The organism is Enterobacter dykesii (assembly GCF_008364625.2).
Classification (GTDB): domain Bacteria; phylum Pseudomonadota; class Gammaproteobacteria; order Enterobacterales; family Enterobacteriaceae; genus Enterobacter; species Enterobacter dykesii.
Window position 1 is genome coordinate 4,192,921 of the sequence record NZ_CP126604.1, and the last position, 14,717, is coordinate 4,207,637.

Annotated in this window: 9 protein-coding genes; 2 read left to right on the top strand and 7 right to left on the bottom strand. The window is 57.3% G+C overall.

What is annotated here, in order from left to right; translation table 11 throughout:
• Window positions 1-8: 8 nt before the first annotated feature.
• Window positions 9-2,402 carry a maltodextrin phosphorylase gene (gene malP, locus F0320_RS20100; protein WP_126330626.1) on the bottom strand — a complete coding sequence of 798 codons (2,394 nt, stop codon included), beginning with the start codon at window positions 2,400-2,402 and terminating at the stop codon, window positions 9-11.
• 586 nt (window positions 2,403-2,988) lie between these two features.
• Between malP and malT the strand changes: the two genes are divergently transcribed.
• The gene (gene malT, locus F0320_RS20105; RefSeq protein WP_126330624.1) at window positions 2,989-5,694 is read left to right on the top strand and encodes an HTH-type transcriptional regulator MalT; all 2,706 of its coding nucleotides are present in this window, start codon (window positions 2,989-2,991) and stop codon (window positions 5,692-5,694) included.
• A 50-nt stretch (window positions 5,695-5,744) separates the two neighbouring features.
• Here the strand turns inward: malT and F0320_RS20110 are convergent, their stop codons facing one another.
• Genes F0320_RS20110 through glpE form a run of 3 tightly spaced genes read right to left on the bottom strand, consistent with a single transcriptional unit; the run spans window position 5,745 to window position 7,730 of the window.
• Window positions 5,745-6,503, bottom strand: a complete 759-nt coding sequence (locus tag F0320_RS20110) for a DeoR/GlpR family transcriptional regulator (RefSeq protein ID WP_008503060.1) — start codon at window positions 6,501-6,503, stop codon at window positions 5,745-5,747.
• A 16-nt stretch (window positions 6,504-6,519) separates the two neighbouring features.
• The gene (gene glpG / locus F0320_RS20115; RefSeq protein WP_023309506.1) at window positions 6,520-7,350 is read right to left on the bottom strand and encodes a rhomboid family intramembrane serine protease GlpG; all 831 of its coding nucleotides are present in this window, start codon (window positions 7,348-7,350) and stop codon (window positions 6,520-6,522) included.
• Window positions 7,351-7,397: 47 nt separating this feature from the next.
• The gene (gene glpE / locus F0320_RS20120) at window positions 7,398-7,730 is read right to left on the bottom strand and encodes a thiosulfate sulfurtransferase GlpE (RefSeq protein ID WP_006177908.1); all 333 of its coding nucleotides are present in this window, start codon (window positions 7,728-7,730) and stop codon (window positions 7,398-7,400) included.
• A gap of 188 nt (window positions 7,731-7,918) precedes the next feature.
• Here glpE and glpD point away from each other — a divergent pair, with 188 nt between their 5' ends.
• A complete protein-coding gene (glpD, locus tag F0320_RS20125) occupies window positions 7,919-9,427 on the top strand; it encodes a glycerol-3-phosphate dehydrogenase (protein ID WP_126330623.1) in 1,509 nt (502 codons plus the stop codon).
• A gap of 95 nt (window positions 9,428-9,522) precedes the next feature.
• Here glpD and glgP read toward each other — a convergent pair whose 3' ends face one another.
• From glgP to glgC, 3 genes are read right to left on the bottom strand one after another with little or no spacing between them, the layout of a single operon-like run.
• Window positions 9,523-11,970, bottom strand: a complete 2,448-nt coding sequence (gene glgP / locus F0320_RS20130) for a glycogen phosphorylase (protein ID WP_047652897.1) — start codon at window positions 11,968-11,970, stop codon at window positions 9,523-9,525.
• An 18-nt stretch (window positions 11,971-11,988) separates the two neighbouring features.
• Window positions 11,989-13,422 (bottom strand): glycogen synthase GlgA, encoded by a 1,434-nt coding sequence (gene glgA / locus F0320_RS20135; protein ID WP_023309509.1) that lies wholly within the window; start codon window positions 13,420-13,422, stop codon window positions 11,989-11,991.
• Entirely contained in the window at window positions 13,422-14,717 is a 1,296-nt protein-coding gene (gene glgC / locus F0320_RS20140) for a glucose-1-phosphate adenylyltransferase (RefSeq protein ID WP_023333724.1), read from the bottom strand. The genes glgA and glgC overlap by 1 nt, the downstream gene beginning before the upstream one ends.

Below are 14,717 nucleotides of genomic sequence, written 5' to 3' on the forward strand. Positions count from 1 at the left end.
GCGCTTCCTTAGCGTTTTGCCTGCCAGATACGGGCCTGATAATCACGGATTGAACGGTCAGAGCTGAACATACCGCAGCGGGCGGTATTCAGAATGCACGCGCGGGTCCACGCTTCCTGGTCGCGATACAGCACGTCAACCTGCTTTTGCGCTTCAACGTAGGCCGTGAAGTCCGCCATCACCAGATACGGGTCACCGCCGTGTTTGTCCATGCTGTGCAGCATCTGGTCAAACGCGTGCTTGTCGCCGTCGCTGTATTTACCGCTTTCCAGCTCCTTCAGCACCGCGTCGAGCACCTTGTCTTTCTTACGCCATTTCACCGGGTCATAGCCTTTAGCCTTGATGGCTTTCACCTCTTCCACGGTGTGGCCGAAGATAAAGATGTTCTCTTCGCCCACCTTCTCTGCGATTTCGACGTTGGCCCCGTCGAGCGTACCGACGGTCAGCGCGCCGTTCAGCGCCAGCTTCATGTTGCCGGTACCGGACGCTTCTTTACCTGCAGTCGAGATCTGCTCGGAGATATCCGCCGCCGGGATCAGCATTTCGGCCGCCGAGACGCAGTAATCCGGCAGGAACACCACCTTCAGCTTGTCGCCCACTTTCGGATCGCTGTTGATCGCCGCCGCCACTTTATTGATGGCGAGGATAATGTTTTTCGCCAGGTAGTAGCCCGGAGCCGCTTTCGCACCGAACAGGAACACGCGCGGCACGCGGTCGGCCTGCGGGTTCTCGCGGATCTCTTTGTACAGCGCCAGAATGTGCAGCAGGTTCAGGTGCTGACGTTTGTACTCGTGCAGGCGTTTGATCTGGATATCGAAAATGGCATTCGGGTTGATCTCAATCCCGGTACGCACTTTCACGAACTCCGCCAGACGAACCTTGTTCTCCAGCTTGATCGCGCGGTACTGCTCGCGGAATTTCGCGTCGTCAGCCTGTTTTTCCAGGTTGATGAGCTGGTCCAGATCGTTGGCCCACTCTTTCTTCAGGGTCTTGTCAAGCAGACCGGCCAGCAGCGGGTTGCACTGCTTGATCCAGCGACGCGGCGTGATGCCGTTGGTCACGTTGTGGAATTTGGTCGGCCACAGCTGGTGGTATTCCGGGAACAGATCTTTCACCACCAGATCCGAGTGAAGCGCCGCCACGCCGTTCACCGCAAAGCCGCTGACCACGCACATGTTCGCCATGCGCACCTGCTTATCGTGAACCACCGCCAGCTTCGCCCAGACCGCCTTGTTGCCCGGCCAGGTTTTATCCACCAGGGTTTTAAACTGGTCGTTAATCTTGTTGATGATCTGCATGTGGCGCGGCAGCAGCGTTTTCACCAGCTTCTCATCCCAGCACTCGAGCGCCTCTGGCATCAGGGTGTGGTTGGTGTAGGCGAAGGTACGGCTGGTAATGGCCCAGGCGTCATCCCAGCTCAGCTGATGCTCGTCGATCAGCACGCGCAGCAGTTCCGGGATCGCAATCGTCGGGTGCGTGTCGTTGAGCTGAATCACTTCGAAGTCCGGCAGCTGCGCCAGCTTGCGGCCCGCCAGGTGATGGCGACGCAGAATGTCCGCCACGGAGCAGGCGCACTGGAAGTACTGCTGCATCAGGCGCAGCTTTTTACCGGCCAGGTGGTTGTCGTTCGGGTAGAGGACTTTGGTCAGCTTCTCGGCGTCGATGCCCTGCTGCTCGGCGCGCAGGAAATCGCCGTCGTTGAATTTGGTCAGGTTAAACGGATGGGCGTGCTTCGCCTGCCACAGACGCAGCGGCTGCGCCACGCCGTTACGGTAGCCGAGCACCGGCAGATCCCAGGCTTCACCGGTAATGGTGAACGCCGGTTCCCAGAGACCTTGTTTCGTCACTTTTCCGCCAATGCCAACCTGGACATCCAGCTGCGCGTTGTGGCGGAACCACGGATAGGTATTGCGATGCCAGTCGTCCGGCGCTTCCATCTGATGGCCATCGGCAAACGACTGACGGAACAGGCCGTACTGATAGTTCAGGCCATAGCCGATCGCCGACTGGCCGACGGTCGCCATGGAGTCGAGGAAACAGGCCGCCAGACGTCCCAGGCCGCCGTTGCCCAGCGCCGGGTCAATCTCTTCTTCCAGCAGGTCGGTCAGGTTAATGTCGTGTTCTTTGAGGACGTCACCGACGTCCTGATACCAGCCAAGGTTCAACAGGTTGTTGCCCGTCAGACGGCCAATCAGGAATTCCATCGAGATATAGTTCACGTGACGCTGGCCCTTAACAGGCTTTGCCACCGGTTGAGCATCCAGCTGCTCTGCGAGCGCACCGCTCACGGCCTGCCACCACTGGTGAGGCGTCATTTCGTTTGCAGCATGAAGGCCAAAACGCTGCCACTGACGCGTCAGGGCAGCCTGGAATTGAGCTTTGTTGAAGGTAGGCTGTGACATAGGGGATCGGCATCCTTTAGAAAGAAAACACAAGTTGGCGCTAGTGTGCCTGGCTCATTTCCCCTCTTCCTCCTCCCGTGGGGGATTAGACAGGGAGGAGTAGCGGGGATGAGCAGAAAAGTGTGATCAAGGCCACTCTCAGAGCATAGTTCGAGTGTGCCCGGAAGATAAAAAACTAACCGGGGAGAATGTCAAAAAAATGAAATGCAGTTTCGGGTGAAATTAATCCGTTCTGAAATGATTACTTACGTAGAATAATAATTTAGCCATCGGGTTACATCTCAGGAGACTATTACTCTCACTCAACTTTACCCGCACTTTATTAAATTTGACGTCACTATACCTTTATGAAACCAGTTTCAGCGCAGCGGCAATGTATACAGACAAGCCAGCAGTGACGCGGCGTTACGGCCCTTTCGAGAAAGTTCCAACATTTGCCTGAATGTTTTGTGACAGAGTGCAAATTCAGAACCACAAAACCCAGACATAACTTGCAATAGTTCTCTTTCTGTTCGACCTTATATCGTATTAATTACGAAGCCCAAAAAAAATAAAATCTCTCGTTCCCCACAGTGAAGTGAAACCTATGTTGATTCCGTCTAAATTAAGTCGCCCGGTTCGTCTTGACCATACAGTGGTCCGCGAGCGTCTGTTGGCTAAACTTTCCGGCGCGCATAATTTCCGACTGGCGCTGGTTACGAGCCCTGCAGGTTATGGAAAGACAACGCTCATTTCGCAATGGGCCGCAGGTAAGAGCGATCTTGGCTGGTACTCCCTCGACGAGGGCGATAACCAGCAAGAGCGTTTTGCCAGCTATCTAATTGCCGCCATACAGCAAGCCACCCATGGACACTGCGTCGCCAGTGAGGTGATGGTGCAAAAGCGCCAGTACGCAAGCCTGTCCTCCCTTTTCTCTCAGCTGTTTATCGAACTGGCCGAATGGCATCGCCCGCTTTACGTGGTGATTGATGATTACCATCTCATCACTAACCCGGTGATTCATGAATCGATGCGTTTCTTCCTGCGCCATCAGCCGGAAAACCTGACTTTAGTGGTGCTGTCACGCAACCTGCCGCAGCTGGGTATTGCCAACCTGCGCGTGCGCGATCAGCTCCTGGAAGTGGGCAGCCAGCAGCTGGCCTTTACCCACCAGGAAGCAAAACAGTTCTTTGACTGCCGCCTGACATCACCGATTGAGGCCGCCGAGAGCAGCCGCCTGTGCGACGACGTCGCGGGCTGGGCCACGGCGCTGCAGCTTATCGCGCTCTCTGCCCGACAAAACAACAGTCCGGCGCATCAGTCTGCCCGGCGTCTGGCGGGCATCAACGCCAGCCACCTTTCTGACTATCTGGTGGATGAGGTGCTGAACAGCGTCGATCCCTCGACGCGTAATTTCCTGCTGAAAAGCTCTCTGCTGCGTTCCATGAACGATGCGCTCATCGTGCGCGTGACGGGCTGTGAAAACGGTCAGCTGCAGCTCGAAGAGGTTGAACGTCAGGGCCTTTTCCTGACGCGCATGGACGATCCCGGCGAGTGGTTTAGCTATCACCCGCTGTTTGGCAGCTTCCTGCGCCAGCGCTGTCAGTGGGAGCTGGCGGTTGAACTGCCGGAAATCCACCGCGCCGCTGCCGAAAGCTGGATGGCACAAGGCTTCCCGAGCGAGGCCATCCACCACGCGCTGGCCGCCGGCGATGCCAGCATGCTGCGCGATATCCTCCTCAACCATGCATGGGGCCTGTTTAACCACAGCGAACTGACGCTGCTGGAAGAGTCTCTCAAAGCCCTGCCTTGGGAAAGCCTGCTGGAGAACCCGCGTCTGGTGCTGCTGCAGGCCTGGCTGATGCAGAGCCAGCACCGCTACAGCGAAGTGAACACCCTGCTGGCGCGCGCCGAGCAGGAGATGGAAAGCGAGATGGATACCACCCTGCACGGCGAATTTAACGCGCTGCGCGCTCAGGTGGCGATTAACGACGGTGACCCGGAGGAAGCCGAACGTCTGGCGATGGTCGCGCTGGATGAACTGCCGCTGGCTAATTTCTACAGCCGCATCGTTGCGACCTCGGTGCACGGCGAAGTACTGCACTGCAAAGGCGACCTCACGCGTTCGCTCTCACTGATGCAGCAAACCGAACAGATGGCGCGTCGTCATGATGTCTGGCATTACGCGCTGTGGAGCCTTATCCAACAGAGCGAGATTTTATTCGCACAGGGGTTCCTGCAGGCCGCCTGGGAGAACCAGGAAAAAGCGTTCCAGCTGATTCGTGAACAGCATCTGGAACAGCTGCCGATGCACGAGTTCCTGTTGCGTATTCGCGCTCAGCTGCTGTGGGCATGGTCGCGTCTGGATGAAGCGGAAAGCTGCGCCCGGCAGGGTGTGGATGTCCTTTCCAGCTTCCAGCCTCAGCAGCAGCTGCAGTGCCTGGCGCTGCTGGTGCAGTGCTCGCTGGCACGCGGCGATCTCGATAACGCCCGCAACCATCTGAACCGCCTGGAGAACCTGCTCGGCAACGGTCAGTATCACAGCGACTGGGTTTCAAACGCCGATAAGGTCCGGGTGATTTACTGGCAAATGACCAGCGATAAAAAATCTGCCGCCAACTGGCTGCGCCAGACGCCAAAACCGGAATTTGCTAACAACCACTTCCTGCAGAGCCAGTGGCGCAACATTGCCCGCGCGCAGATCCTGCTCGGTGAAGTAGAGCCCGCAGAGATTGTGCTGGAAGAGCTGAACGAGAACGCGCGCAGCCTGCGTCTGATGAGCGACCTGAACCGCAACCTGCTGCTGCAAAACCAGCTCTACTGGCAGGCGGGTCGTAAAAACGATGCCCAGCGCGTGCTGCTGGAAGCGCTGCAGCTGGCTAACCGCACCGGTTTTATCAGCCACTTTGTGATTGAAGGTGAAGTGATGGCGCAGCAGCTGCGCCAGCTAATTCAGCTCAACACGCTGCCGGAGCTGGACCAGCATCGCGCCCAGCGTATTCTGCGCGAGATAAACCAGCATCATCGGCACAAGTTTGCGCATTTTGATGAGAACTTCGTTGAACGTCTGCTGAACCACCCGGAAGTGCCGGAGCTTATCCGCACCAGCCCGCTCACTCAGCGCGAGTGGCAGGTTCTGGGGCTGATTTATTCAGGCTACAGCAACGAGCAGATTGCCGGCGAGCTGGCGGTGGCGGCGACCACCATCAAAACGCATATCCGCAACCTGTATCAGAAGCTGGGCGTGGCGCATCGTCAGGATGCGGTGCAGCATGCGCAGCAGCTGTTGAAGATGATGGGGTACGGGGTTTAGGTTTTATGAGGCCTGATGCCCTCTCCCACAGGGAGAGGGGGAACGGCTTCTTAGCACAGCTCTAACTGCAAATTATTATCTTTAATCACCTGCATCACGCCCGCCGGCGGCATCACGTCGGTGTAGACCGCGTCCACCATGCTGATGCTGCCCATATTCACCATCGCGTTACGACCAAACTTCGAATGGTCTACCACCAGCATCACGTGACGTGAGTTTTCAATAATCGCGCGCTTGGTGCGCACCTCGTGATAATCAAACTCCAGCAGCGATCCGTCACTGTCGATGCCGCTGATCCCGAGAATGCCAAAGTCGAGGCGGAACTGAGAGATAAAATCGAGGGTCGCTTCGCCGATAATCCCGCCGTCGCGGCTGCGCAGTTCGCCGCCCGCGAGGATGATGCGGAAGTCGTCTTTCTGCATCAGGGTATTGGCCACGTTCAGGTTGTTGGTGACCACGCGCAGGTTCTCGTGATCCAGCAGCGCATGAGCGACCGCTTCCGGCGTGGTGCCGATATCAATAAACAGCGTCGCCCCGTTCGGGATCTGGCTGGCGACCTTGCGGGCAATGCGCTCTTTCTCTGCCGTCTGCGTCGCCTTACGGTCATGCCATGAGGTATTGACCGAACTGGACGGCAGCGCCGCCCCGCCGTGGTGGCGAAGAATACGGTTCTGATCGGCCAGGTCGTTCAGGTCACGACGGATGGTTTGTGGGCTGACGGCAAACTGCTCCACCAGTTCTTCGGTGCTGACGTATCCCTGTTTTTTTACCAGTTCGATAATAGCGTCATGACGTTGTGTTTGTTTCATCAATTATCCCTGAGAATTATGTTCGTTTTCGCGCATGGAGCGTGTCGGCAAAGGCCATTGCCAGCCCCACGGCCAGCCCGGCGACGTGCGCACCGTTGGCGATAGACATACCAAACAGATCAAACCATCCGGCAATTAGCCATATTAACGCAAAGGTTATTAATCCGCGCTGCAGATAGATGCCGCTTTCCGGATCGCGCTCCCCGCGAAGCCAGACATAACCCATCAGGGCATACACGACGCCTGACAGCCCGCCGAACCACGGCCCGCTAAACTTGTGCTGCACATAGCCGCTCAGCAGGGCGCTGATAAGAGTGATAACGATCAGCTTGCCGCTGCCCAGGCGCTTTTCAACGGCACCGCCGAGATACCACCACCAGAGCAGGTTAAAGAGAATATGCATCACCGAGAAGTGCATCAGCGCGTGGCTAAAGTAGCGCCAGACGTCAAACTCAAGAGACGGGTCATAGGGCCAGGCCAGGGCAATCATCACGCTCTGGTCGCCCACCACGTTCATAATAATGAAGACGATAATGCAGGCCGCCATCAGTAGCAGCGTAAACGGGCCGGCGCGTTCGCGGATGGTGGCGAGGAAGGGAAAACGGCTGTAATGCAATCCGCTGTCGGTCTGCCCGGACTGCCAGCTGGCAGCCAGATAGCGCGGGTCGCCAGGGTTCTCAAGAAAACGCGCCAGCTCTTCATTTACGCGCGCGGCCTGGCTCTCATCGGCCAGCCAGACGTCGGTCTGGTTATGTTGCTGAATGGTCAGAATAACGCCCTGCGTCGCCATATAGTCGACAAACGCCTGGGCGACGCGCGGGTTGGTAAAAGAGGTGATCATCAACATGGGCAGCGGTCGCTTATTTCCACACAAAAGGGGACAGTATAGCGGGATCAGCGCTCAAAAGCGTATTCCACTTCTGCCGGGAAATGACGATGCCAGGCATCGAAGCCGCCGTCGACGCTGTACACCGCGTCGTAGCCCTGCTGAAGCAGATACTGCGCCGCGCCTTTGCTGCTGTTGCCGTGGTAGCACATGACCATGACCGGCGTCTCGAAGTCGTTATCGCGCATAAACGCGCCCAGCGTGTCGTTGGTGAGATGGAACGCGCCCGGCGTGTGGCCCATCGCAAAACTCTGCGGATCGCGGATGTCCACCAGCACCGCTTTTCCCTGGTGCATCTTCTGGTGGGCTTCTTCTACGTTAATACATTCAAACTGATCCATGGTGTTCTCTTTACAGTGGTCAACGACAAGATTTTACCCCGTAGTGTACGTCCTGGCGGCGGGTAAACGCCATTATGTTATCCATATCACTCTAAATTGTTTTTTTGATGTTACCAAAAGCGCGTTCCTTTGCTATTATGAGCGATATCGAACATTTATGAGCTTTAACGAAAGTGCATGAGGGTGTTATGGAAACCAAAGATCTGATTGTGATAGGCGGTGGCATCAACGGTGCCGGTATTGCGGTCGACGCCGCAGGACGCGGTTTATCCGTACTGATGCTGGAAGCTAACGATCTCGCCTGCGCGACGTCGTCCGCCAGCTCCAAACTGATTCACGGTGGCCTGCGCTACCTGGAACACTACGAATTCCGCCTGGTCAGTGAAGCACTGGCCGAACGTGAAGTGCTGCTGAAAATGGCGCCGCATCTGGCGATTCCGATGCGCTTCCGCCTGCCCCATCGCCCGCATCTGCGTCCGGCGTGGATGATCCGAATCGGTCTGTTTATGTACGATCATCTGGGTAAACGCACCAGCCTCCCGGGTTCGAAAGGTTTGCGTTTTGGCTCAGAATCGGTCCTTAAGCCTGAAATCGTGCGCGGTTTCGAATATTCCGACTGCTGGGTGGACGATGCGCGTCTGGTGCTGGCGAATGCCCAGATGGTTGAGAAGAAAGGCGGCGAGGTGAAAACCCGCACCCGCGCGACCTCTGCCCGTCGTGAAAACGGCCTGTGGATTGTGGAAGCGGAAGACATCGATACCGGCGAGAAATTCAGCTGGAAAGCGCGCGGACTGGTGAACGCTACCGGTCCGTGGGTGAAGCAGTTCTTCGACGACGGCATGCATCTGCCTTCGCCGTACGGCATTCGCCTGATCAAGGGCAGCCACATTGTGGTGCCGCGCGTGCATACCCAGAAGCAGGCCTACATTCTGCAGAACGAAGACAAGCGCATCGTGTTTGTGATCCCGTGGATGGACGAATTCTCGATCATCGGCACCACCGACGTGGAGTACAAAGGCGATCCGAAGAACGTCGAGATTGACGAGAGCGAAGTGAGCTACCTGCTCAACGTGTATAACGCGCACTTTAAGAAACAGCTGTCGCGCGACGACGTGGTCTGGACCTACTCCGGCGTGCGTCCGCTGTGCGATGACGAGTCTGATTCACCGCAGGCGATTACCCGCGACTATACGCTCGATATTCATGACGTTGACGGCCAGGCGCCGCTGCTGTCCGTGTTTGGCGGCAAGCTGACCACCTACCGCAAGCTGGCCGAGCACGCGCTGGAAAAACTGGCGCCGTACTATAAAGGCATTGGCCCGGCATGGACCAAAGGCGCGGTACTGCCCGGGGGTGATATCGGCGACAATCGCGATGATTACGCCGCGAAGCTGCGCCGTCGCTTCCCGTTCATCACCGAAGGGATGGCGCGCCACTATGCCCGCACCTACGGCAGCAATACCGAACTGTTCCTGGCCGACGCGAAGGACATTGCGGATCTGGGCGAGCATTTCGGCCACGAGCTGTACGAAGCCGAGCTGCGCTACCTGGTTGAGCACGAGTGGGTTCGTCGTCTGGATGATGCTATCTGGCGTCGTACCAAAGAAGGGATGTGGCTCAACGCCGAGCAGCAGTCTCGCGTGGCGCAGTGGTTACTGCAAAATGCGGGGAAGCGTGAGCTGTCGCTGGCGTCGTAATACGATCGGTGCGGGCTGATGCCCTCACCCTGCCCCTCTCCCACAGCAAGAGGGAACAAACGCTAAAAACGGCAACCGGGGTTGCCGTTTTGCTTTTACAACCTCACCGGATCAATATGCCAGATCGTCTCGGCATACTCCTTGATGGTCCTGTCAGACGAGAAATACCCCATATTGGCGATGTTATGCATCGCGACACTGGTCCACTTCTCCTGCTGACGATACAGTTCGTCCACCCTGTCCTGACAATCCACGTAGCTGCGATAATCCGCCAGCACCTGGTAGTGATCGCCAAAGTTAATCAGCGAATCCACCAGATCGCGATAGCGGCTCGGTTCATCCGGGCTAAACACGCCGGTCGCGATCTGCGTCAACACCTGACGTAACTCTTCATCCTCTTCGTAATATTGACGCGGCGAGTAGCCTTTCCTGCGCAGCGCCTCCACCTCTTCCGTCGTGTTACCGAAGATGAAGATATTTTCTTCGCCCACGTGCTCCAGCATCTCGACGTTCGCCCCGTCAAGCGTACCGATGGTCAGCGCGCCGTTGAGGGCAAACTTCATGTTACTGGTGCCGGAGGCTTCCGTACCCGCCGTAGAAATCTGCTCAGAGAGATCCGCCGCCGGGATGATCATCTGCGCCAGGCTCACGCTGTAGTTCGGAATGAACACCACCTTCAGCTTGTCGCCAATGTCCGGATCCTGGTTGACCACCTTCGCCACGTCGTTAATGAGATGAATAATGTGCTTCGCCATGTAGTAGGCGGAAGCCGCCTTACCGGCGAAGATCTTCACGCGCGGCACCCATTCGGCCGTTGGATCGGCCTTAATGCGGTTGTAATGGGTGATCACGTGCAGCACGTTCATCAGCTGACGCTTGTATTCGTGGATGCGTTTGATCTGAACGTCGAACAGCGCTTTCGGGTTTGCCACCACGTTGAGGTGCATCGCCAGCCAGACCGCCAGACGCTTTTTGTTCAGCAGCTTGGCTTCGCGCACGGCTTTGTTCACCGTCGGGAAATCAATATGCTGTTCCAGCTCGCTCAGCTGGCTCAAGTCGGTACGCCAGGTACGGCCGATATTCTCGTCCAGCACCTCAGAGAGCGGCTGGTTGGCCAGCGCCAGCCAGCGGCGCGGCGTGACGCCGTTAGTCACGTTGCAGAACCGCGTCGGGAAGATTTTCGCGAAGTCTGCAAAAAGCGACTGCACCATCAGGTTCGAGTGGAGCTCGGACACGCCGTTGACCTTGTGGCTGATGACGACCGCCAGCCAGGCCATACGCACGCGGCGCCCGTTCGACTCATCAATGATGGAAGCGCGGCTCAGCAGCCCGGTATCGTTCGGGTACTGCTCCTGCAGGGTCTTAAGGAAGTAGTCGTTGATCTCAAAGATAATCTGCAGATGGCGCGGCAGAATTTTGCCGAGCATGTCCACCGGCCACGTTTCCAGCGCTTCGCTCATCAGCGTGTGGTTGGTGTATGAGAATACCTGACAGGTCACTTCAAACGCGTCATCCCAGCTGAACTTATGCTCGTCGATCAGCAGGCGCATTAGCTCCGGAATAGAGAGCACCGGGTGGGTGTCGTTAAGGTGGATCGCGGTTTTCTCCGCCAGGTTGGCGTAGGTTTTGTGCAGCTGATGATGGCGGCTGAGGATATCCTGAATCGTCGAGGAGACGAGGAAATACTCCTGGCGCAGGCGCAGCTCGCGGCCGGAGTAGGTCGAGTCATCCGGGTACAGCACGCGGGACACGTTCTCGGAGTGGTTTTTGTCTTCCACCGCCGCAAAGTAGTCACCCTGGTTGAATTTACCGAGGTTAATTTCGCTACTGGCCTGGGCGCTCCACAGGCGCAGCGTGTTGGTGGCATCGGTGTCGTAGCCGGGGATAATCTGGTCGTAGGCCACGGCCAGGATCTCTTCCGTTTCTACCCAGCGGGATTTTTTCCCTTCCTGCTGAATACGTCCGCCAAAGCGCACCTTGTAGCGCGTATTGTGGCGCTTAAACTCCCACGGGTTGCCGTACTCCAGCCAGTAGTCCGGGGACTCTTTCTGACGCCCGTCGACGATGTTCTGCTTGAACATGCCGTAGTCGTAGCGAATACCGTAGCCGCGGCCCGGCAGCGCCAGCGTCGCCAGCGAGTCGAGGAAGCAGGCGGCGAGACGCCCCAGACCGCCGTTGCCGAGGCCCGGGTCGTTCTCTTCGTCTATCAGCTCTTCTAAATCTAACCCCATCTCTTCCAGGGCGGTTTTGACGTCGTCATAAATACCGAGCGACAGCAGCGCGTTGGACAGCGTGCGGCCAATCAAAAATTCCATCGACAGGTAGTAAACCTGACGCGTTTCCTGCGAGAGCTGGGCGCGGTTTGAGCGCAGCCAGCGTTCCACTAAACGGTCACGCACCGCAAACAGGGTGGCGTTCAGCCACTCGTGCTTGTTGGCGATAACCGGATCTTTCCCGATGGTGAACATCAGCTTGTAGGCGATGGAGTGCTTTAACGCCTCAACGCTGAGCGTGGGTGAAGAGTAGCTAAATGGAGCGTTCATATCAGTAACTTCGCCTCGTTACATCAAGCGTTGATAGAGATCGCGGTATGACTGCGCCGCGACGTGCCAGCTAAAGTCCATGGACATCGCCTGACGCTGAACGTAACGCCAGAGCGATGGACGGGACCACAAGACGAAAGCACGCCGAATCGCCCGAAGCAGCGACCAGGCATTACTGTCCTCAAAGACAAACCCGCTGGCGATACCGTCCGCCAGGTTTTCCAGAGAGCTATCGGATACGGTATCCGCCAGTCCGCCCGTGCGGCGCACCAGCGGCAGCGTGCCGTATTTCAGGCCGTAAAGCTGCGTCAGGCCGCAGGGTTCGAAACGGCTCGGCACCAGGATGACGTCCGCGCCGCCCATGATGCGGTGCGAGAACGCTTCGTGGTAGCCAATCTGCACGCCCACCTGTCCCGGATGTTCCGCGGCGGCGGCAAGGAAACCTTCCTGCAGCACCGGGTCGCCCGCGCCGAGCAGCGCCAGCTGTCCGCCCTGCTCCAGTAAACCGGGCAGCGCCTCCAGCACCAGATCCAGCCCTTTCTGGCTGGTCAGGCGGCTGACCACCGCGAACAGCGGCACTTTGTCGTTAACCTTCAGGCCCATTGCAATCTGCAGCTGGCGTTTGTTTTCCGCTTTATCTTCCACGGAATCACGGCCGTAGCGCGCCGCCAGCAGGAGATCGGTTTCCGGGCTCCAGATCTGTTCATCCACGCCGTTCAGAATGCCCGACAGGCGACCTTCGCGGTGGCGCTGTTGCAGCAACCCTTCCATGCCGTAGCCAAACTCCGGCTGGGTGATCTCACGTGCGTAGGTTGGGCTCACGGCGGTAATATGATCGGCGTAATAGAGCCCGGCTTTGAGGAACGAGATCTGCCCGTTAAATTCCAGTCCGTGCATGTTATAGAACGATAATGGCAGATCGATTTCACTCATGTGATGGGCATAGTACATCCCCTGATACGCCAGGTTATGCACGGTAAAGACCGATTTCGCCGGGTGGCCGCGCGCGGCGAGATACGCCGGGGCAAGCCCGGCGTGCCAGTCGTGCGCGTGCACCACATCCGGACGCCAGAACGGATCCAACCCCGTCGCCATTTCTGCTCCAACCCAGCCGAGCAGCGCAAAGCGCAGCACGTTGTCGGTATAGGCGAACAGGTTCGTATCGTGATACGGGCTGCCCGGTCGATCGTATAAGTGCGGCGCGTCGATCAGGTAAATCCCTACGCCATTGTAATGTCCAAACAGCAGGGTAATGCGTCCGGCAAAGGTCTCACGGCGGGTCACCACTTTTGCATCAGGTATACCGCGCCGGATATCCGGAAAGGCGGGCAGCAGGACTCGGGTATCCACGCCTCCGGCGATTTGCGCTGCCGGTAATGCACCCAGAACATCTGCCAGACCGCCCGTTTTTAATAACGGGAACATCTCAGAACATACATGTAAAACCTGCATCATCGCTCCTGTTTGATCTGCAGCTTCCGCAACATTTCCCGTGTGACTAACACGATCCCCTCTTCCGAACGATAGAAACGACGCGCGTCTTCTTCCGCGTTTTCACCAATCACCATCCCTTCTGGAATGACGCAGGCACGATCGATAACGCAGCGGCGCAGACGGCACGAGCGCCCTACCCAGACATCAGGCAGTAAGACTGCCGAATCGATATTACAGAATGAATTTATCCGCACGCGGGGGAACAGCACCGACTGCACCACCACCGAGCCTGAAATAATGCACCCGCCGGACACCAGCGAGTTCAGCGTCATGCCGTGGCTGCCGGAGCGGTCCTGAACAAATTTGGCCGGCGGCAGCGACTCCATATGGGTACGAATCGGCCAGTTCTGGTCGTACATATCCAGCTCAGGCGTGACCGACGCCAGGTCGAGGTTCGCTTTCCAGTACGCTTCCAGGGTTCCCACATCGCGCCAGTAGGGTTCCGCATTCGGGTCGGACTGCACGCAGGACAGCGGGAAAGGATGTGCATACGCCATGCCAGCTTTCGTGATTTTCGGAATGATGTCTTTACCGAAGTCGTGGCTGGAGTTTTCGTCTTTGTCGTCTTCTTCCAGCAGCTCATAAAGATAATCTGCATCAAAGACATAAATCCCCATGCTGGCGAGCGATTTGGTGTCATCGCCGGGCATAGTTGGCGGGTTCGCCGGCTTTTCAACAAAGTCGATAATTTTGTCGTCCGCATCCACGTGCATGACGCCAAAGGCCGTCGCTTCAGCAACGGGCACAGGCAGACACGCCACGGTGCAGCGCGCCCCTTTTTCGACGTGGTCGATGAGCATGTGGGAGTAATCTTGCTTGTAGATGTGGTCCCCGGCGAGGATCACGATGTATTCCGCGCTGTAGCGACGAATGATGTCGAGGTTCTGCGTCACCGCATCCGCCGTGCCGCGGTACCAGTTCTCGCCGTGGACGCGCTGCTGAGCAGGAAGGAGATCGACAAACTCGTTCATCTCTTCGCTGAAGAATGACCAGCCGCGCTGGATATGCTGAACCAGCGTGTGCGACTGATACTGCGTAATGACGCCGATACGGCGAATGCCCGAGTTAAGGCAGTTGGAGAGCGCAAAGTCGATGATGCGGAACTTACCACCAAAGTGAACAGCCGGTTTGGCGCGCTTGATGGTCAAATCTTTCAGACGGGTACCACGCCCACCCGCAAGTATCAGGGCAACCGTTTTTAATGGTAGCTGGCGTGCCAACATTAAGGGATCGTTCTTCTCTAATCTAACCAT

Bases quoted from the DNA above. Each gene is read 5' to 3' on its own strand.
- glpD (WP_126330623.1), top strand. From the start codon at position 7,919: ATGGAAACCAAAGATCTGATTGTGATAGGCGGTGGCATCAACGGTGCC.
- glgA (WP_023309509.1), bottom strand. From the start codon at position 13,422: ATGCAGGTTTTACATGTATGTTCTGAGATGTTCCCGTTATTAAAAACG.
- glpG (WP_023309506.1), bottom strand. From the start codon at position 7,350: ATGTTGATGATCACCTCTTTTACCAACCCGCGCGTCGCCCAGGCGTTT.
- glgP (WP_047652897.1), bottom strand. From the start codon at position 11,970: ATGAACGCTCCATTTAGCTACTCTTCACCCACGCTCAGCGTTGAGGCG.
- glpE (WP_006177908.1), bottom strand. From the start codon at position 7,730: ATGGATCAGTTTGAATGTATTAACGTAGAAGAAGCCCACCAGAAGATG.
- glgC (WP_023333724.1), bottom strand. From the start codon at position 14,717: ATGGTTAGATTAGAGAAGAACGATCCCTTAATGTTGGCACGCCAGCTA.
- malT (WP_126330624.1), top strand. From the start codon at position 2,989: ATGTTGATTCCGTCTAAATTAAGTCGCCCGGTTCGTCTTGACCATACA.
- F0320_RS20110 (WP_008503060.1), bottom strand. From the start codon at position 6,503: ATGAAACAAACACAACGTCATGACGCTATTATCGAACTGGTAAAAAAA.
- malP (WP_126330626.1), bottom strand. From the start codon at position 2,402: ATGTCACAGCCTACCTTCAACAAAGCTCAATTCCAGGCTGCCCTGACG.